Origin of the sequence: Pseudomonas shahriarae, from assembly GCF_014268455.2 — a bacterium.
Lineage (GTDB): Bacteria > Pseudomonadota > Gammaproteobacteria > Pseudomonadales > Pseudomonadaceae > Aquipseudomonas > Aquipseudomonas shahriarae.
This window is the reverse complement of record NZ_CP077085.1, coordinates 213,849-233,461: the sequence shown is the minus strand read 5'-3', so window position 1 is coordinate 233,461 and position 19,613 is coordinate 213,849. Positions and strand designations below refer to the sequence as shown.

Below are 19,613 nucleotides of genomic sequence, written 5' to 3'. Positions count from 1 at the left end.
CACTCTCCGGACTAAAGCTCTGCGCAGTTTACCGATCTTCGTAACAAAACCTAACTGCGCGCGAGCCAGCGGCCGCTTTCACAGATCACCCGGCCCTCCAGCTCCAGTTCGGTAAGGCTCACCAACACCTGGGACAGGCTTTGCCCGCTGGCAATGGCCAAACTTTCACTGGTCTGGGGCGCCGCGTGCAGCAGCGCCACCAGCGGGTGGGTCACGGCCACCGGCGCGGGCCGCGACAACGCCTGCCAGCCGCGCAACCCTTCAAGAATGTGTTCGATGGTTTCCACCAACACCGCACCGTCACGGATCAACTGATGGCAGCCCCGGGCCCCCGGATGATGAATCGAGCCCGGTATCGCATACACCTCGCGCCCCTGCTCGGCGGCCAGCCGCGCAGTAATCAGCGAGCCACTGGCCACGCTGGCTTCCACCACCAGCACGCCCAGGGACAGACCACTGATAATGCGGTTGCGTCGTGGGAAGTTTCCAGCCTGGGGGCCGGCGTCCAGCGGAAACTCGGAAACCACCGCGCTGCCCTGAGCAATCATTGCCTCGGCGAGCCGGCGGTGGCGCTGTGGATAAAAATTTTCCAGGCCGGTGCCCAGCACCCCGATAGTCTGCCCTCCGACATCTAATGCCGCCTGATGGGCGGCCCCATCAATTCCCAGGGCCAACCCACTGGTGATGACAAAACCGGCGCTCGCCAGGCTGCGGGAAAAGGCTGCCGCCGTATCCATTCCAGGGCGCGAAGCGCGTCGGCTGCCGACCATGGCCAACTGCGGTTTTTCCAGGATAGCGGGCGTGCCGGCCACGAATAATAACGGCGGCGCATCGTCCAGTTCGGCCAGCAAGGCTGGGTAGTCGGGCTGGTCCCACATCAACAAATGCTGGGCCGGGCGCTCTAGCCAGGCCAATGCGGCGCTGGCGCCATCACGCACTTGCGCACTGCGCCGGGCTTCGGCGCAGGCCGCCGGCAACCCCAGGGAGCGCCAGGCACTGGCTGGCGCGCCGATGGCTTTTGAGGCGCAGCCAAAGGCCTCGATCAATGTTTTAAAACGCCTTGGCCCCAACTCCGGCATACGGTGCAAACGCAGGCGGGCTTCGAGCTCGGCAGGGGAAATATCCGGGGTATGAATGACTGACATATGATCATCCTTGATCAGGAACAAGCTGTGGATAACTCTGTTGGTAACTTCTTTAGCAGGCTAATTATTGCAACTGGTTATTGCCGCCCAACCGGGCCGCCTGTTTTGAAGACGAGTAGCGATTTCCTCATGGGGGCAATCTCCTTTATTATGTGGGTTCGCGTGAAATGCCTGGCCTTCGCGGCCTGCGAGCGTTTCACACCGGCCGTGCGGGTGTCCCGACGCCGATTTGCCTTTACCTCACATGTGCAGCAATTACGCTTATGGCTATTTTGAACATCCTCGAATTTCCGGACTCGCGCCTGCGCACTATCGCCAAACCGGTGGCCGTAGTGGACGACAAGGTTCGTCAGTTGGTCGATGACATGTTTGAAACAATGTATGAAGCACCGGGCATCGGCCTCGCCGCGACCCAGGTCAACGTGCACCTGCGCGTGGTGGTCATGGACCTGTCCGAAGACCGCAGCGAACCGAGGGTGTACATCAACCCGGAGTTCGAGCCGCTGACCGACGAGATGGGCGAATACCAGGAAGGCTGCCTGTCGGTGCCGGAGTTCTACGAGAACGTCGAGCGCCCGCTGCGCGTCAAGATCAAGGCCCTGGACCGCGATGGCAAACCCTTCGAGCTGATTGCCGAAGGCCTGTTGGCGGTGTGCATCCAGCATGAGTGCGACCACCTCAACGGCAAGCTGTTTGTCGATTACCTGTCCACGCTCAAACGCGACCGGATCAAGAAGAAACTGGAAAAGAAGCATCGCCAGCAAGCTTGATTCCCTTCTTTCAAAGGCTTGCTCCGGCAAGCCTTTTTCTTTTGTGAGACGTTTCCCATGACCGAGCCACTGCGCATCGTTTTTGCCGGCACCCCTGAATTTGCCGCCGAACACCTCAAGGCCCTGCTTGCCAGCCCTTATGAAATCGTCGCGGTGTACACCCAGCCGGATCGCCCGGCCGGCCGTGGGCAAAAACTGATGCCCAGCCCGGTCAAGCAGCTTGCCCTGGAACACGGCATTGTCGTGCTGCAACCGCCAACCCTGCGCAATGCCGAGGCCCAGGCTGAACTGGCCGCGCTGCAGCCGGACCTGCTGGTGGTGGTGGCCTACGGCCTGATCCTCCCCCAGGCGGTGCTGGATATCCCGCGCCTGGGCTGCATCAACAGCCATGCCTCGCTGCTGCCGCGCTGGCGCGGTGCGGCGCCGATCCAGCGCGCGGTGCAAGCCGGTGACGCCGAAAGCGGCGTGACCGTGATGCGCATGGAAGCCGGCCTGGACACCGGGCCGATGCTGCTCAAGGTCACCACGCCCATCACCGCACAGGACACCGGCGGCAGCCTGCACGACCGCCTGGCGGAGATGGGCCCGCCTGCGGTGGTAGAGGCGATTGCCGGTCTCGCTGCTGGCACCTTGCAGGGTGAAGCGCAGGACGACAGCCTCGCCACCTACGCCCACAAGCTGAACAAGGACGAAGCACGCATCGACTGGAGCCGCCCGGCCGTGGAGCTGGAGCGCCTGGTACGCGCCTTCAACCCGTGGCCGATCTGCCACAGCACCCTCAATGGCGAAGCCTTGAAAGTCCTCGCCGCCACCCTGGCCGAAGGCAGCGGCGCCCCCGGTGAAATCATCGGCGCCAGCAAGGAAGGCCTGCTGGTGGCCTGCGGCGAACAGGCACTGTGTCTGACCCGTCTGCAATTGCCCGGTGGCAAGGCGCTGAACTTCAGTGATTTGTTCAACAGCCGTCGTGAGAAATTTGCCCCCGGCATCATCCTCGGAGTGGACGCTTGATGAACCCGCGTTTGGCCGCCGCCAAGGCCCTGGCCGCCGTGCTCAATGGCAAGGCCTCCCTGAACAGCTCGTTGCCGGTGCAACTGGATAAAGTCGAAGACCGTGATCGCGGCTTCACCCAGGACTTGGCCTTTGGCACCGCCCGCTGGCAGCCGCGTCTGTCGGCGCTGGCGGCCAAGCTGCTGCAAAAGCCGTTCAAGGCCGCCGATGCCGACGTCGAGGCGTTGCTGCTGGTGGGGCTGTACCAATTGCTCTACAGCCGGGTGCCGGCCCACGCCGCCATCGGCGAAACCGTAGGCTGCGCCGACAAGCTGAAAAAGCCCTGGGCCAAGGCCTTGCTCAATGCCGTGCTGCGCCGCGCCCAGCGCGAAAGCGAGGGGTTGCTGGCCGAGCTCGAACACGACCCGGTAGTGCGCACTGCGCACCCGCGCTGGCTGCAAAAATCCCTCAAGGCGTTCTGGCCAGAGCAGTGGGAAGCCATCTGCGCCGCCAACAATGCCCACCCGCCAATGATTCTGCGGGTCAATCGTCGCCATCACAGCCGCGATGCCTATCTCCAATTACTGGCAGAGGCCGGCATCAATGCCAGCGCCTGTGTGTACAGCCAGGACGGCATCGTGCTGGAGACCGCAGGCGATGTGCGCAGCCTGCCAGGCTTTGCCGAAGGCTGGATCAGTGTGCAGGACGAAGCCGCGCAACTGGCCGCCGACCTGCTTGACCTGGCGCCGGGCCAACGGGTGCTGGACGCCTGCTGCGCGCCGGGCGGCAAGACCTGTCACATCATGGAAGTCGAGCCCGGCCTGGCCGGCGTCGTCGCCGTCGACCTGGAAGCCAAGCGCCTGGTACGCGTGCGCGAAAATCTTGCGCGCCTGGGCCTGGACGCCGAGCTGATTGCCGCCGATGGGCGCGACACCGCCACCTGGTGGGATGGCAAGCCGTTCCAGCGCATCCTGCTGGACGCGCCATGTTCCGCCACCGGTGTGATCCGCCGCCATCCGGATATCAAGCTGACCCGCCAACCCGACGACATCGCCGCCCTGGCTGTGCTGCAAGGCGAGTTGCTGGACGCGTTGTGGCCGACGCTGGAGGTCGGTGGCATCCTGCTCTACGCCACCTGCTCGACGTTGCCGACCGAAAACACCGAAGTGATCGAAGCCTTCCTCGCCCGCACCAGCGGCGCGCGGGAGTTGGACATTGCCACCACCGCCGGCATCAAGCAGTCCCACGGCCGCCAGTTGCTCGCGCAGGAAGGCGGGCACGATGGCTTCTATTACGCCAAGCTGATCAAGATTGCCGCTGCACGCGGTTGAATGATTTTTAAGGGAGTGACCGGATGAAGATCATCATCCTCGGCGCAGGGCAGGTCGGCGGTACGCTGGCCGAGCACCTGGCCAGTGAAGCCAACGACATTACTGTGGTCGACACCGACGCCGAACGCCTGCGTGGCCTGGGTGACCGCCTGGATATCCGCACGGTCCAGGGCCGCGCCTCGTTCCCCACTGTGTTGCGTCAGGCCGGTGCCGACGATGCCGACATGCTGGTGGCGGTGACCAACAGTGACGAGACCAACATGGTCGCCTGCCAGGTCGCTCACACCCTGTTCCACACCCCGACCAAGATCGCCCGGGTGCGTGAAGCGGCCTACCTGACCCGCGCCGGGCTGTTCGACAACGACGCGATTCCGGTGGACGTGCTGATCAGCCCGGAGCAGGTGGTCACCCACTACATCAAGCGCCTGATCGAAATCCCCGGTGCACTGCAGGTGATCGACTTTGCCGAAGGCAAGGCGCAACTGGTGGCGGTCAAGGCCTACTACGGCGGGCCGCTGGTGGGCCAGCAACTGCGCCAGCTGCGCGAACATATGCCGAATGTGGAAACCCGCGTAGCCGCGATTTTCCGCCGCGACCGGCCGATCCTGCCCCAGGGCGACACGGTGATCGAAGCCGACGACGAAGTCTTCTTCATCGCCGCCAAGGCCAATATCCGTGCCGTGATGAGCGAAATGCGCCGGCTCGACGAGAGCTACAAGCGCATTGTCATCGCCGGCGGCGGGCAGATTGGCGAACGCCTGGCCGAGGCCATCGAAAGCCGCTACCAGGTGAAGATCATCGAGATGAACGCCGCGCGCTGCCGCTACTTGTCCGATACCCTCGACAGCACCGTGGTGCTGCAAGGCAGCGCGTCGGATCGTGACCTGCTGATGGAAGAAAATATCGCCGACGCGGATATCTTCCTGGCCCTGACCAACGATGACGAGGCCAACATCATGTCATCGCTGCTGGCCAAGCGGCTGGGGGCGAAGAAGGTGATGACCATCATCAACAACCCGGCCTATGTGGACCTGATCCAGGGCGGCGACATCGACATTGCCATCAGCCCGCAACTGGCCACCATCGGCACCTTGCTGGCCCACGTGCGGCGCGGCGATATCGTCAGCGTGCACTCATTGCGGCGCGGCGCGGCGGAAGCCATCGAGGCGATTGCCCATGGTGACTCCAAGTCGAGCAAGGTGATCGGCCGGGCGATTCGCGATATCGGCTTGCCACCGGGCACCACCATTGGCGCGATCATCCGCGATGAAGAAGTGATCATCGCCCATGACGACACGGTAATCGCCACGGGTGACCATGTGATTCTGTTCCTGGTGGATAAAAAACATATCCGCGATGTGGAGAAGCTGTTCCACGTGGGGTTGAGCTTTTTCTGATCTGACGGAGAGACCGACATGCTCGAATCCCTGGAAAAAATGCTCGCCAAGGGTGTGGATAACTCGCTGCTGCGCTTTGGCTTGGGCAAGGGTTACCTGGACCTGAAAGACAACGCCAAGGCGGCCGAGCATTTGCAGAGGTGCGTCGGGTTTGACCCGAAGTATTCGGCGGCGTGGAAGCTGCTGGGCAAGGCACACGCTGCGCTGGGCGATAAAAGCGCAGCACGCCAGGCATGGGAGCAGGGGATTACAGCGGCCCAGGCCCACGGCGACAAGCAGGCCGAGAAAGAGATGACGGTGTTCCTGAAGAAACTCGACCGCCAAGCCTGAATGGAGATCACAAATGTGGGAGCGGGCTTGCTCGCGAATGCGGTGTATCAGCTACACATTCAGTGACTGAGACTCTGCATTCGCGAGCAAGCCCGCTCCCACATTGGTTTTGCATCGACCTTGAGTCAGTCGCGAATCAGTACCAACGCGCCTCGCCTGGCGGGCGTTTCTTGAAGCGCTTCATGCTCCACATGTACTGGCTCGGGTAGGCGCCGACATAACGCTCCACCACCTTGCTCATCGCCGCGCAGGAGGTGGCCGTGTCGGTGCTGTACATGTCTTCCGGCGCCGCTTCCAGGATCACTTTGTAGCCCGAGCCGTCCGGCAGCCGCAGGGCATGCAGGAACACACCCACCGCCTTATGGCCGGCGAGCATGTTCGGCACGAACTTGCTGGTCAGCGCCTGGGTGGCGAAGAACGGTACGAAAATCCCGGCCGATTCCGCCGGCTCCGGATCTGCAGGAATCCCCACCTGGCCGCCCTTGCGCACTTCCTTGATCACGCTGAGGATGCCTTCCTTGGTCGACGCCGCCACTCGGTTGCCCAGTTGCACGCGTTGCTTGCGCAGCAGGTCATCCACTGCCTTGAGCTTGGGCGGGCGGTAGAAAATGATCGGTTTGCACTGGCTGCAATAGAAGTGGTTCAACACTTCCCAGTTGCCCAGGTGGCTGGTGATGCCGACCACGCCTTTGCCCGAGGCCAAGGCTTGCTGCAGCACTTCCAGGCCTTCGACTTCGCGCACCAGGTCGATGGAGCGCTGGGCCGGCCAGATCCAGGCGCAGGCGCTTTCGGTCAGGGACTTGCCGATATCCATCAGGCTCTGGCCCACCAGGCGCTCACGCTCGGCCGGGTCCATGTCCGGGAAACACTTGGAGAGGTTGATCCGCACCGTGTCGCGGGAGCGGTTGGGGGTTTTCCACATGATCCAGCCAATCGCCGAACCCACGGCTTGCACAGCGCGCCAGGGCAGCAGGGCAAACAATCGCAGAGCGCCTACCAGCAAGGCGCCTTTTAACTTTTCCACAGGTCACTCCTGATCGTGTGTGGTGCGCAAAGCGGCCATTCTAACCGGCGTTGACCAAGTCCGCGTAACGGTCGCAGTCCTGGGTGTGGTCCATGACCATGCCTGAGGCCTGCATGAACGCGTAGCAGATGGTCGGCCCGACGAACGTAAAACCGGCTTTCTTGAGGGCTTTGCTCATGGCTTCGGCCTCTGGCGTAATCGCCGGGACCTGGCTGCGATCCTTGAAATGATTGACCTTGGGCACGCCGCCGACAAACGACCAGAGCAACCCCACCGGATCCTCCAGCGCCAGCCAGGCCGCGGCATTGCGCCGGGTGGCATTGAGTTTCAAGCGGTTGCGCACAATGCCTGGGTCGAGCATCAACTGCTCGATCTCGGCATCGCTCAACTGCGCCAGGCGCTTTGGATCAAAACCGAACAAGACCTTTCGATAATGCTCGCGTTTGCGTAAAACGGTGATCCAGGACAGGCCCGCCTGGAACCCTTCGAGCAAAAGCAACTCGAACAAACCCTGCGCATCGCGCAGCGGCGTTCCCCACTCTTGATCGTGATAAGCCATGTACAGCGGATCTTCAGAACACCAAAAGCAGCGTGGCATAAGGCTCCAGGGAGTGGTGGCGGGGCCGAATCGGGTATACTCCCGCCCTTTAAATCGCAGCCCAAGTAACAGGTGAATTTTGTGAGCCAGCCTACGCCAGCCGTGCGTACCTTCCAAGACTTGATCCTCGCCCTCCAGCAATACTGGGCCGAGCAAGGTTGTGTGGTACTTCAGCCCTACGATATGGAAGTAGGCGCCGGCACTTTCCACACCGCAACATTCCTGCGGGCCATCGGCCCGGAAACCTGGAACGCCGCTTATGTGCAGCCCAGTCGTCGCCCGACTGACGGCCGCTACGGCGAAAACCCCAACCGCCTGCAGCACTACTATCAGTTCCAGGTCGTCCTCAAGCCAAACCCGGACAACTTCCAGGAGCTGTACCTGGGCTCGCTGAAACATGTCGGCCTGGACCCGCTGGTCCACGACATTCGTTTCGTCGAAGACAACTGGGAGTCGCCAACGCTCGGCGCCTGGGGCCTGGGCTGGGAAGTCTGGCTCAACGGCATGGAAGTCACGCAGTTCACTTACTTCCAGCAAGCGGGCGGCATCGAGTGCTACCCGGTGACCGGCGAGATCACTTACGGTCTCGAGCGCCTGGCCATGTACCTACAAGGCGTGGACTCGGTCTACGACCTGGTGTGGGCTGACGGCCCGTTCGGCAAAGTGACCTACGGCGATGTGTTCCACCAGAACGAAGTGGAGCAGTCGACCTACAACTTCGAACACGCCAACGTCGAGAAGCTGTTCGAACTGTTCGACTTCTACGAAAGCGAAGCCAAGCGCCTGATCGAACTGGATCAGCCGCTGCCGTTGCCGAGCTACGAAATGGTCCTGAAGGCATCCCACACCTTCAACCTGCTGGACGCCCGCCGTGCCATCTCGGTAACCGCGCGCCAGCAATACATCCTGCGTGTACGCACCCTGGCGCGTTCCGTCGCCCAAGCCTACCTGCTGGCTCGCGCCAAGCTGGGCTTCCCGATGGCAACCCCGGACCTGCGTGATGAAGTGTTGGCTAAGCTGGAGGCTGCACAATGAGTGCTCAAGATTTCCTGGTTGAACTGGGCACCGAAGAGCTGCCACCCAAGGCCCTGAACACCCTGGCCGATGCATTTTTGGCCGGTATCGAAAAAGGCCTGCAGACTGCCGGCCTGAAGTTTGAAGCCAAGAAGGTCTACGCCGCGCCACGTCGCCTGGCGGTATTGCTGACCGCGCTGGAAACCCAGCAGCCGGACCGCAACATCAACCTCGACGGCCCGCCACGCCAGGCCGCTTTCGATGCCGAAGGCAACCCGACCCAGGCAGCCCTTGGTTTTGCCAAGAAGTGTGGCGTCGAGCTGAGCGAGATCGACCAGAGCGGCCCGAAACTGCGGTTCAGCCAGGTCATCAAGGGCAAGCCAACCGCCAGCCTGTTGCCGACCATCGTTGAAGATTCCCTCAATGACCTGCCGATCCCCAAGCGCATGCGCTGGGGTGCACGCAAGGAAGAATTCGTACGTCCGACCCAATGGTTGGTGATGCTGCTCGGTGATCAAGTCATCGACTGCACTATCCTGGCCCAGAAGGCCGGCCGCGACTCCCGTGGCCACCGCTTCCACCACCCGGAAAACGTGCGCATCACTTCGCCGGCCAACTACCTCAACGACCTGCGTGCAGCCTATGTGCTGGCGGATGCCAACGAGCGTCGCGAGCTGATCAGCAAGCGCACCGAAGAGCTGGCCCGCCTGCAGGAAGGCACGGCCATCGTGCCGCCAAGCCTGCTCGACGAAGTGACCGCGCTGGTTGAATGGCCGGTACCGCTGGTGTGCTCGTTCGAAGAGCGCTTCCTCGATGTGCCGCAAGAAGCCCTGATCACCACCATGCAGGACAACCAGAAGTATTTCTGCCTGCTGGATGTGGACGGCAAGTTGCTGCCGCGCTTTATCACCGTGGCCAACATCGAGAGCAAGGACCCGCAGCAGATCATCGCCGGTAACGAGAAAGTCGTGCGCCCGCGCCTGACTGACGCCGAGTTCTTCTTCAAGCAAGACAAGAAGCAGAAGCTCGAAGACTTCAACCTGCGCCTGCAGAACGTGGTGTTCCAAGAGAAGCTGGGCAGCGTCTACGACAAGGCTGTGCGGGTTTCCAAGCTGGCGGCCTACATCGCGCCACGCATTGGCGGCGACGCCACCCTGGCGGCACGTGCGGGCCTGCTGTGCAAATGCGACCTGGCTACCGAGATGGTCGGCGAGTTCCCGGAAATGCAAGGCGTTGCCGGTTACTACTACGCGCTCAATGACGGCGAGCCTGAAGACGTCGCCCTGGCCCTGAACGAGCAGTACATGCCGCGCGGTGCTGGCGCCGAGCTGCCGACCACCCTGACCGGTGCCGCGGTGGCCATCGCTGACAAGCTGGACACCCTGGTCGGTATCTTCGGCATCGGCATGTTGCCGACCGGCAGCAAAGACCCGTATGCCCTGCGCCGTGCGGCCCTGGGCGTGCTGCGCATCCTGATCGACAAGCAGTTGGACCTCGACCTGACCCAGGCCGTGGTATTTGCCGTCGGCCAGTTTGGTAGCAAGGTCAAGCAAGCCGGCCTGGCCGAGCAAGTGCTGGAGTTCGTATTCGACCGTCTGCGTGCGCGCTATGAAGACGAAGGCGTGGACGTTTCCGTCTACCTGTCGGTACGTGCCCTGCAACCAGGCTCGGCACTGGACTTCGACCAGCGTGTGCAAGCCGTACAAGCGTTCCGCAAGCTGCCGGAAGCCGACGCCCTGGCCGCCGTGAACAAGCGCGTGTCGAACCTGCTGAGCAAGGCCGAAGGCCTGGGCAATGCGGATGTCGACCCTGGCCTGTTTGCCGATGCCAAGGAGTTCTCGCTGAACTCGGCTATCGCCAAGGCAGAAAACGCCGTGAAGCCGCTGATCGCCGAGCGCAACTACGCCGAAGCACTGGCGCGCCTGGCCACCTTGCGTGAGCCGGTGGATGCGTTCTTCGAAGCGGTGATGATCAATGCCGAAGATGCCAGCGTGCGGAAAAACCGCTACGCCATGCTGGCGCGCCTGCGCGGCTTGTTCGTCAATATCGCTGACATTTCGACGCTGAGCTGATCATGTTGAAACTGCTGATTCTCGATCGGGACGGGGTGATCAACTACGACTCCGACGCTTACATCAAGTCGGTGGAGGAGTGGATCCCACTGCCCGGCTCGATCGAGGCCATCGCGCAGTTGAGCAAGGCCGGCTGGACGGTAGCCATTGCTACCAACCAGTCCGGCATTGCCCGCGGCTACTACGACATCGCCACCCTGGACGCCATGCATGCGCGCCTGCGCGCGTTGGTGGCGGAGCAGGGCGGTGAGGTGGGGCTGGTGGTGTACTGCCCCCACGGGCCGGATGAGGGCTGCGATTGCCGCAAACCCAAGCCTGGCATGTTGAAAATCATTTCAGAACATTACAAGGTGCCCCTGGCTGGGATATGGTTCGTCGGGGACAGTCTCGGTGACCTGGAGGCGGCCAAAGCCGTCGACTCTCAGCCAGTTTTGGTAAAGACCGGGAAAGGCGACAAGACCCAGGCGAAAAACCTGCCGGTAGGCACCTTGATTTTTGACGATCTGGCGGCGGTTGCCGCAGAACTTATCAACAACTAGTCGCCCTCGACTTCCTGACCAAGGATTGTTCGGGAGTGCACTTTTAACAGGCGGGCGTTGTCCCGCAACGGTAAATGCTGCCATGTCGATTTTGCAGGCCATCAGAACCTTCTTCTTTTACCTGCTGCTGGGCACCAGTTCGTTTCTCTGGTGCACCCTGAGCTTTTTTATTGCGCCCTTTTTGCCGTTCAAGGCGCGCTATCGCTTTATCAACGTCTATTGGTGCCGCTGTGCGTTGTGGCTGAGCAAGGTGTTTCTGGGCATCCGTTTCGAGGTCAAGGGTGCCGAGAATGTCCCGGACCAGCCCTGCGTGATCCTGTCGAACCACCAGAGCACTTGGGAGACGTTCTTCCTTTCTGCGTATTTCTCGCCCCTGAGCCAGGTGCTCAAGCGTGAGTTGCTGTTCGTGCCGTTCTTTGGCTGGGCCATGGCCATGCTGCGACCGATTGCCATCGACCGCGACAACCCCAAGGCCGCGCTCAAGCATGTGGCGAAGAAGGGTGACGAGCTGCTCAAGGATGGGGTGTGGGTACTGATCTTCCCGGAAGGCACCCGCGTGCCCTTTGGCACTGTAGGCAAGTTCTCCCGAGGCGGTACGGCATTGGCGGTCAACGCCAACCTGCCAGTGCTGCCGATTGCTCACAATGCCGGCAAGTTCTGGCCCAAGGAAGGCTGGGCCAAGCGTAAAGGCACCATCACCGTGGTGATCGGCGAACCGATGTATGCCGAAGGGGAAGGACCGCGTGCAATCGCGGCACTCAATGACCGCGCTGCCGCCTGGAATGAAGCGCAGCAACGGGCCATGGGTTCGCTGCCGCCAGTGCCAGTTGCAGAAGACCAGCCGGTGACCTGACGTTCTGTGGATAACCTGTGTACGGTTTGTTGGCAAAGTGCGTTTTTTAGCTTGTAGGCTTATGATTTTATTACATATTTCTTAAGCTAATAAAACACCGAAAAACGTGCATAAGTTTTTTCGACCGTTGAAGACCGGCCCTCGTGGCCGGTTTTTTATGCACAGCCGTTTGACTCTTCCCACAACGGCAGTCGCAGACTGAAAACCGTGCCTTGACCGACCACACTCTCACAGTCGATCCGGCCGCCATGGCGGTCCACTACCGCCTTGACCATGCTCAGTCCCAACCCCAACCCTTCGCTGCCCTGGGCCGAAACAAACCGCCGGTATTGGCTGAACAGTTCAGGAAGCTCCTCGGCCGCGATACCGGAGCCCTGATCCTGGATGTGACAGGTCAGCCATTGCTCGTTGCGTTCGAGGCGCACCGTCACCGTGGTGCCGGCTGGGCTGTACTTGATCGCATTCTCCATCAGGTTGAACAAGGCACGGGTGAGTAACGATTGATCCGCCAGGACCATTTCCTCACCGGCCGCGTCCAGGTCATGGACCAATTGGATATTTTTCAATTGGGCCAGCAGCACCACCTGGTCAAATGCGTCGAGCACCAGCATGGCAAACAGGCTGGGCTCCAACTGATAACCATCGGACTCGGCCTTGGCCAATTGAACGAACGATTCGGTCAAATTCAATGCGCGTCGCACTTGCTGTTCGATCTGGGTAAATACCAGCGCAACGTCTGAGGCTTCATGGCGCTGCACATCCAGCAACGCGAGGATTGCCGAATGGGGTGCACGCAAGTCGTGGGAGAGAAACCGCAGCAGGGTTTCGCGCTGCTGCTGGGCGTCGCGTTCGATACTCAGGTCGGTCAGGCTCAACAGCCAACCCAGTGCCACATCACCGTCAGCGGGTAACAGCGGGGCCAGTTCCAGGCGCAGGCTGCGTTGCTGAATATCGCGGAACTCGACAATTTCCAGGGCCGACAGCGGCGGGCGTACCTGCCCCTGCAGCGGTGGATAGCCCAATGCCGTCAATTGCTCCAGCAGGTTCTCGGCAATCAGCTCGTTGCCAAACACATCACGGGCGATCCGATTGGCCAGCAGGATCTCTCCCGCGGGATCGGTAATCAGCGTAGCCACGGGCAGGCATTCCAGGCCATCGGCCATAAAGCGCCGGGTATCGCGGGTACGGCTGACGGCTTGCTCCAGGGCCACGATACGCCCCTGCAACACGTCCCCCTTGCTGACAGCGGCACGACGACGCTCCGGCAGCACCTTGGGCTCGCTGTCGAGGCGCGCCAGTTCCCAGCCGAAGTAGGCAAGGATTACGCTCAGGCGGCGCCAGTTCCAGACCAGATAGCCCAGCAGCATGCCGATCAGCGTGGCCGCTGGCGACCACCAGAGCCCCAGGCGCAACATGCCCCAGGAAGCGAGGAGGGCACCTCCCATGCAGCCCAGGGTCAGCCACAGGGCATAACGCGGGCGCAACAACAGCAGGCCCAACAGTAAGGCCACCCACGAGGTGGACAGCAGGGTGGCCAACCAGCCAGGCAAGACGGTAATGCTGCGATCCTGCAGCAGCCCGTTGAGGATATTGGCCTGGATCTCGACGCCCGGTGTGGTGCCGACACTGGCCGAAAGCGGCGTCACATAGCGATCACCCATGCCCGGCGCGGTCGCTCCCACCAGGATGATCCGATCACGCAGCAATTGAGCCGGGACCTCGCCACGCAGAACGCTGACGTACGGCACGCTGGGAAAGCCGTGGTCGGCGGCGATAAACGGAATGCGGATGGCGTTGTCCCGCTGCCAATCGGTTGCATCAGAAGATACTGACAGCCCCGGCATATCCGCAGGCTGGCCAGTCAGCTCGAAGGCCAGCCACGCCAACTGCGGGACCAATTGCCCCGGCGGCCCCTCACGCAAGTAAAGGCTGCGCACAATGCCGTCGCTATCAGCTTCCACGTTGATATGACCGACCCCCCTGGCACAATCACGCAGGGGCTGCACGGGGAGGATTTGCGTGAGGGGTTGCCCCAGGCGCGGCGTGCCTTCGCGAATCAACGGCAGCAGGACATTGCCGGCATTGCAGATGGCCTGGGCCAGGCGTTGATCATTGGCAGGCTCGCGCGCAGGTTCGCTGAAGATTACATCGAGCAGGATCCCGGCGGGTTTGGCGGCACTCAGTCGGTCAATCAGGTCAGCATGCAGGTGGCGCGACCACGGCCATTGGCCAAGCGCCTTGAGACTCATGTCATCAATGGTCACCAGCAGAATGCGTGAGTCCACCGGCAACGGCGTCAGACGCCGCAGGCTGTCATACAGCAGGTTATTGAAGGAAAGCCCAGGGCTCAGGGACAGCAGGGCCGTCATTGGTAGCAGCAGCAGGCTGATCCACAGCCATTCCCGGACCAACCCATTGAACAGGCGTTGGGCCTGGGTCGGCTGACGTTGTTCAGCCCGGCGCCACCACTTCACCGCGTACTACTGCACACGGGTGGCAGGGGGGTAATAGAAGATGTCATAAACGCCTGCCTCTCCTTCCAGTCCTTGTTCATCAAAGGCCGACACGCGCACGTGATAAAACGAGGCCTTGAGTCCAGTGAAGCTCAAGCGCGGTTCACTGGAGAAGTTTTCCTGCTTGATATTCATGAACGTTTTATCGGTGGCCACTTGCGCACGGTAGCGCTGGGCACCCGGTTGCGGGTGCAGGAACAATGTCCAGACCGGCGCATCGCCTTTCTGGCCGTCCTGGCCCATCAGACGCGGGGCGGGCAATAGGTCGATGGTCTTCAACTCGCCCTGCTGCTTGAGCAACACCCCTTGTCGGGCACCGACCTTCAGTTCACCTTCAATCGGGCCCGTCTGCAGTTTTTTCTTGGCCTGTCGGCCCACGGGCAGCGGCTCGGTGCGGCTGGCGGCCACTTGGCCGTTGAGCACCTCTACAACCGATTGCTGATCGTCGTTACGCACACGAAAATGCGTGCCGCGCACGCCGAGCACGCCGACGGGTGTCACGATCTGAAAACGGTCATAGTCGCTGGTACGCTTGAGCACGTAGGCCTCGACCTGGCCTTGTTGCAGGATCACCTGGGGAATCGCCTGTTCTTCCACCAGGTGCAAACGCACCTCCGAGCTGGAAGGCAGGACAATCCGCGAACCATCGCCCAGCAACAGGCTGACAAACGCCGACGGCGAGGTTTTTACGCTTTCCTGTTCATCAATCAGCATGCCTTCTTCCAGCACACTGGGGCGGCCCTTGGCATCCAGCTTCCAGGCTTCACCGTTGAGGTGCTGGACCACTGCCGGCAGCGGTTGTGCCCGGCACATCAGGTTGTCATCAATGTAGGGCGCACGCACAGGTGCAGGCTTGGCCAGAATTTGCGGGCTGTTGATAACCAGCGCCAGGGCCAGGCTTGAGCCCAGCAGGGAAGAAAGGGAATAGTGGCGAGGAAAGAGGGTCATGGCACTCATCAAGGTTCTAGTTCTAAAAGTCCGTCAGACTGTACGTTCAGAAAGCGTCTTGCGGCGGCAGGACCTTGAAGCTTGCCTACGATACCCGATGACGCATCGAACTCGAAAGCCGTAGTAGAAGGGATGAGGCAATAGGAAGGGTGACACATCCCTGTGTCTGCCGGATCGACGATGCCGAACCGGATGTACATCGAAGAAATACTGTCCCTCACATTCCTCCGACAGCAGCCCGTAGCGAACCACGGTCTACAGATAATACGTCCCTGTATCGAGCGCGCTTCCCGCGCACGCCCTTCCTGTGTGTCACTCAGCGAAAGAGAATTTACCTACAAGAGTGGTACATAGGGCGGTAGCGCAATATTTGTTCAGATTCAGAAGATCCAACGTTGGTCCTGGTCGAGCACACTACCGTGTTGAAAAGCCTGAGGGGCGTCCACCTCTCTGAGCCCAGCGTAACCAAGACCGTCTACGGGCTCGGCGTACACTGAAATTTCGTCAAGTGGCGCAGACTGTGCCGGACTGCACGCATCTACCATTTCCGTCCCAAAACCCGTTGCCGCAACCAGTATCAACATCTTTCCCCACACTCTGACCTTCTGCACGAGACTCACGTGTCCCGACAGTGCATAAAACCTGATTGCCATTGATCCTTTTCCTGAGGGGCTTGAGCCGGTATCTTTCCAGCTGGGTACACGATGTTTAACGGCCTTAGGGCTATCTGATATCAGCGTACCGAGAGATGCGAGGGGCATGAGAAACTGGCCATAATTGTTCAGATTCAATGGTGAACCAGTACGCTCTCCTCAACCGTTGCAATACTCTTCAAGAAGAAAGGACCCTGCCATGCGTGTCGCGATACTGGATGACGAACCTGCCGAATTGCGGCGGGTGGAACAGACACTGCGACAAATCCCAAGTGCCTCGGAGCAGCCATGGACGCTGCATTGCTTCGAACGCGGCGAAGACTTGCTGCGCCAGTTGCGTCGGGAAACCTTCGACCTCTTGGTACTCGATTGGCAACTGCCGGACCTGAGTGGTATCGCCATCCTGCGCTGGACCCGTGAACACATGGAAGCCCCGCCTCCCGTGATCATGCTCACCAGCCGCGATGCCGAGAGCGATATCGTCCAGGCGTTGAACAGTGGCGCAGATGACTATGTCAGTAAGCCATTTCGGCCGAACGAACTGAAAGCACGGGTGAGTGCAGTGTTGCGTCGTCACGGCCTGCAGAAATCTACGGCCACTGATGTGTTGATCTTCAATGACCTGACCTTCGACGATGCCGAACTGACCGTCACCCGCGCCGGCAGTCCCATCAACCTGACCGAACGGGAATACCGCCTGGCACGCTGTCTGTTTGCCAACCTGGCTCGCCCGCTGTCCCGGGAATACCTCTACGAACGCTTCTGGACCCATGAAGAGATGGTGTCTTCACGACCGTTGGATACCCATATCTATCGGCTGCGGAACAAGCTGGGGCTGACGCCAGAGCGGGGTTGGCAGTTACTGACCATCTATGGATATGGCTACCGGTTGGAGAGCGTAACCGCAGCTACGGCATAGCCGATGTTCCACGTGGAGCATTTTGGAAGCGCCCGAAATCTGGGCAATAAAAAAGGCCAACGTTAAACGTTGGCCTTTTTTGGTTTCGCAATGGCGTTATCAGAAGTCCAGGTTGGACACTGCCAAGGCATTGCTCTCGATGAAGTCACGACGTGGCTCGACCGCATCACCCATCAGGGTGTTGAAGATCTGGTCCGCGCCAATGGCGTCTTCGATGGTCACACGCAGCATGCGACGCTGGGCTGGGTCCATGGTGGTTTCCCACAGCTGATCCGGGTTCATTTCGCCCAGACCTTTGTATCGCTGGATGGTGTGACGCTTAGTGCTTTCTGCCATCAACCAGTCCAGGGCTTCCTTGAACTCTTTGACCTGTTTCTTGCGTTCGCCACGCTGAATATAAGCGCCGTCGTCCAACAGCGTGCTCAACTGCGCGCCGAGGGTAACCACAGTCTTGTAGTCATTGCTGCCGAAGAAATCGCGGTTGAAGGTGACGTAGTTCGACAGGCCGTGGGAGATAAGTTCGACCTCTGGCAGCCAGACATTACGTTCACGGTCTTCACGCAGGCTGGCTTTGTACACCAGGCCCGACTTCTCGACGGTGCGCAGGCGCACTTCGTACTGGGCCAGCCAATCCTGCATGGCTGCGTGATCGCCCAGCTGTTCCAGGCTCACGGCCGGCAGGTAGATGAAGTGCTCGGTCAGCTCCTGAGGGTACAGGCGCGACAAACGCTTGAGGGTCTTCATCACCATGCGGAAGTCGTTTACCAGGCGCTCCAGCGCCCCACCGGAGATGCCCGGGGCTTCGTCGTTCAAGTGCAGGCTGGCGTCTTCCAGGGCCGACTGCGTCATGTACTCTTCCATGGCGTCGTCGTCTTTGATGTATTGCTCTTGCTTGCCCTTTTTCACTTTGTACAACGGCGGCTGAGCGATGTAGATATAGCCACGCTCGATCAGCTCCGGCAACTGACGGAAGAAGAAGGTCAGCAGCAGGGTACGGATGTGCGAACCGTCGACGTCAGCATCGGTCATGATGATGATGTTGTGGTAGCGCAGCTTGTCGATGTTGTACTCGTCGCGACCAATGCCACAGCCCAGGGCGGTGATCAAGGTGCCGACTTCCTGAGAGGAAATCATCTTGTCGAAACGGGCTTTCTCAACGTTGAGGATCTTACCCTTCAACGGCAGGATGGCCTGGGTGCGACGGTTGCGACCCTGCTTGGCGGAACCGCCAGCAGAGTCACCTTCCACCAGGTACAGTTCGGAAAGGGCAGGGTCCTTCTCCTGGCAGTCCGCCAGTTTGCCCGGCAGGCCAGCGATATCCAGTGCACCTTTACGGCGGGTCATTTCACGGGCTTTACGCGCCGCTTCACGAGCCCGTGCCGCGTCGATCATCTTGCCGACGACCAGCTTGGCTTCGTTGGGGTTTTCCAGCAGGAAGTCGGAGAAGTATTTGCCCATTTCCTGTTCGACGGCGGTCTTCACTTCAGAAGAAACCAGCTTGTCTTTGGTCTGGGAGCTGAACTTCGGATCCGGAACCTTGACCGAAATAATCGCGGTCAGGCCTTCACGGGCATCGTCACCGGTGGTGGCGACTTTGTGCTTCTTCGCCAAGCCTTCAGCTTCGATGTAGGTGTTCAGGTTACGCGTCAGTGCGGAACGGAAACCCACCAGGTGAGTACCGCCATCGCGCTGAGGAATGTTGTTGGTGAAGCACAACAGGTTCTCGTTGAAGCTGTCGTTCCACTGCAGGGCGATTTCCACGCCGATGCCGTCTTCACGCTGGATGTTGAAGTGGAACACCTGGTTGACCGCAGTCTTGTTGGTGTTCAGGTATTCAACGAACGCACGCAGGCCACCTTCGTACTTGAACAGCTCTTCCTTGCCGCTGCGCTCATCCTTGAGGACGATACCCACACCGGAGTTGAGGAAGGACAGTTCACGAATCCGCTTGGCCAGGATGTCCCAGCTGAAGTGGATATTTTTGAATGTTTCAGCCGAGGGCTTGAAGTGAATCTGGGTACCGGTGGTTTCGCTATCACCGACGATTGCCATCGGTGCCTGAGGCACGCCATGCACGTAGGTCTGTTCCCAGATCTTGCCGCTGCGGCGAACGGTGAGGATCAGTTCTTCCGACAGGGCGTTTACCACCGACACACCTACACCGTGCAAACCGCCGGAGACTTTATAGGAGTTGTCGTCAAACTTACCGCCGGCGTGCAGCACGGTCATGATGACCTCTGCTGCCGATACGCCTTCTTCTTTATGCACATCTACCGGAATGCCGCGACCGTTGTCGCGTACGGTGATGGATTCATCCGGATGGATGATGATACTGATGTCGTCGCAATGACCGGCGAGCGCTTCGTCGATGGAGTTGTCGACCACTTCGAACACCATGTGGTGCAGACCGCTACCATCATCGGTGTCGCCAATGTACATACCGGGACGTTTGCGTACGGCATCCAAACCTTTCAGCACTTTAATGCTGGTCGAGTCGTACGTGTTTTCTTCGCTCATGCC

The 19,613-nt window shown here is 60.5% G+C and carries 17 protein-coding genes; 11 read left to right on the top strand and 6 right to left on the bottom strand.

Features of this window, described 5'->3' with window-relative positions; translation table 11 throughout:
- Nucleotides 1–50: 50 nt before the first annotated feature.
- A complete protein-coding gene (dprA, locus tag HU773_RS01070) occupies nucleotides 51–1,145 on the bottom strand; it encodes a DNA-processing protein DprA (RefSeq protein WP_120731115.1) in 1,095 nt (364 codons plus the stop codon).
- On the opposite strand from dprA, the gene HU773_RS01065 reads away from it, so the two are divergent.
- The 6 genes from HU773_RS01065 to HU773_RS01040 are packed head-to-tail and all read left to right on the top strand — an operon-like array spanning nucleotide 1,146 to nucleotide 5,960.
- Nucleotides 1,146–1,421, top strand: coding sequence for a hypothetical protein (locus HU773_RS01065; RefSeq protein WP_128593095.1), 276 nt, complete (start codon nucleotides 1,146–1,148; stop codon nucleotides 1,419–1,421). It abuts the gene before it with no gap.
- Nucleotides 1,409–1,915, top strand: a complete 507-nt coding sequence (gene def, locus HU773_RS01060; protein ID WP_005783383.1) for a peptide deformylase — start codon at nucleotides 1,409–1,411, stop codon at nucleotides 1,913–1,915. The genes HU773_RS01065 and def overlap by 13 nt, the downstream gene beginning before the upstream one ends.
- A 57-nt stretch (nucleotides 1,916–1,972) precedes the next feature.
- The gene (fmt, locus tag HU773_RS01055; protein WP_115127075.1) at nucleotides 1,973–2,923 is read left to right on the top strand and encodes a methionyl-tRNA formyltransferase; all 951 of its coding nucleotides are present in this window, start codon (nucleotides 1,973–1,975) and stop codon (nucleotides 2,921–2,923) included.
- A complete protein-coding gene (gene rsmB, locus HU773_RS01050; protein WP_169989912.1) occupies nucleotides 2,923–4,233 on the top strand; it encodes a 16S rRNA (cytosine(967)-C(5))-methyltransferase RsmB in 1,311 nt (436 codons plus the stop codon). The genes fmt and rsmB overlap by 1 nt, the downstream gene beginning before the upstream one ends.
- Before the next feature lie 23 nt (nucleotides 4,234–4,256).
- A complete protein-coding gene (gene trkA, locus HU773_RS01045) occupies nucleotides 4,257–5,630 on the top strand; it encodes a Trk system potassium transporter TrkA (protein WP_057957876.1) in 1,374 nt (457 codons plus the stop codon).
- An 18-nt stretch (nucleotides 5,631–5,648) separates the two neighbouring features.
- Nucleotides 5,649–5,960, top strand: a complete 312-nt coding sequence (locus HU773_RS01040; protein WP_057439283.1) for a tetratricopeptide repeat protein — start codon at nucleotides 5,649–5,651, stop codon at nucleotides 5,958–5,960.
- A 136-nt stretch (nucleotides 5,961–6,096) separates the two neighbouring features.
- Here HU773_RS01040 and HU773_RS01035 read toward each other — a convergent pair whose 3' ends face one another.
- Both HU773_RS01035 and HU773_RS01030 read right to left on the bottom strand, forming a co-directional pair.
- A complete protein-coding gene (locus HU773_RS01035; protein WP_057439284.1) occupies nucleotides 6,097–6,984 on the bottom strand; it encodes a lysophospholipid acyltransferase in 888 nt (295 codons plus the stop codon).
- 40 nt (nucleotides 6,985–7,024) lie between these two features.
- Entirely contained in the window at nucleotides 7,025–7,582 is a 558-nt protein-coding gene (locus tag HU773_RS01030; protein WP_057439285.1) for a DNA-3-methyladenine glycosylase I, read from the bottom strand.
- 81 nt (nucleotides 7,583–7,663) lie between these two features.
- Between HU773_RS01030 and glyQ the strand changes: the two genes are divergently transcribed.
- The 4 genes from glyQ to HU773_RS01010 all read left to right on the top strand — a co-directional run bounded on the left by glyQ (nucleotide 7,664) and on the right by HU773_RS01010 (nucleotide 12,060).
- A complete protein-coding gene (gene glyQ, locus HU773_RS01025) occupies nucleotides 7,664–8,617 on the top strand; it encodes a glycine--tRNA ligase subunit alpha (protein ID WP_003213601.1) in 954 nt (317 codons plus the stop codon).
- The gene (gene glyS / locus HU773_RS01020) at nucleotides 8,614–10,668 is read left to right on the top strand and encodes a glycine--tRNA ligase subunit beta (RefSeq protein WP_057439286.1); all 2,055 of its coding nucleotides are present in this window, start codon (nucleotides 8,614–8,616) and stop codon (nucleotides 10,666–10,668) included. Before glyQ ends, glyS begins: the two co-directional genes overlap by 4 nt.
- Nucleotides 10,668–11,207 carry a D-glycero-beta-D-manno-heptose 1,7-bisphosphate 7-phosphatase gene (gene gmhB / locus HU773_RS01015; RefSeq protein WP_169960480.1) on the top strand — a complete coding sequence of 180 codons (540 nt, stop codon included), beginning with the start codon at nucleotides 10,668–10,670 and terminating at the stop codon, nucleotides 11,205–11,207. The genes glyS and gmhB overlap by 1 nt, the downstream gene beginning before the upstream one ends.
- Nucleotides 11,208–11,289: 82 nt before the next feature.
- Nucleotides 11,290–12,060 (top strand): lysophospholipid acyltransferase family protein, encoded by a 771-nt coding sequence (locus tag HU773_RS01010; protein ID WP_057957875.1) that lies wholly within the window; start codon nucleotides 11,290–11,292, stop codon nucleotides 12,058–12,060.
- Between the two features lie 155 nt (nucleotides 12,061–12,215).
- On the opposite strand, the gene HU773_RS01005 is transcribed toward HU773_RS01010, so the two are convergent.
- On the bottom strand, nucleotides 12,216–14,534 hold the full coding sequence (locus HU773_RS01005) for a CHASE2 domain-containing protein (protein ID WP_120731109.1): 2,319 nt from the start codon (nucleotides 14,532–14,534) through the stop codon (nucleotides 12,216–12,218).
- Nucleotides 14,535–14,540: 6 nt separating this feature from the next.
- The gene (locus tag HU773_RS01000) at nucleotides 14,541–15,521 is read right to left on the bottom strand and encodes a FecR family protein (RefSeq protein WP_437181143.1); all 981 of its coding nucleotides are present in this window, start codon (nucleotides 15,519–15,521) and stop codon (nucleotides 14,541–14,543) included.
- An 852-nt stretch (nucleotides 15,522–16,373) separates the two neighbouring features.
- Between HU773_RS01000 and HU773_RS00995 the strand changes: the two genes are divergently transcribed.
- On the top strand, nucleotides 16,374–17,093 hold the full coding sequence (locus HU773_RS00995) for a response regulator transcription factor (protein ID WP_128593097.1): 720 nt from the start codon (nucleotides 16,374–16,376) through the stop codon (nucleotides 17,091–17,093).
- Between the two features lie 99 nt (nucleotides 17,094–17,192).
- Here the strand turns inward: HU773_RS00995 and gyrB are convergent, their stop codons facing one another.
- A complete protein-coding gene (gene gyrB, locus HU773_RS00990; protein ID WP_128593098.1) occupies nucleotides 17,193–19,610 on the bottom strand; it encodes a DNA topoisomerase (ATP-hydrolyzing) subunit B in 2,418 nt (805 codons plus the stop codon).
- Nucleotides 19,611–19,613: the final 3 nt, after the last annotated feature.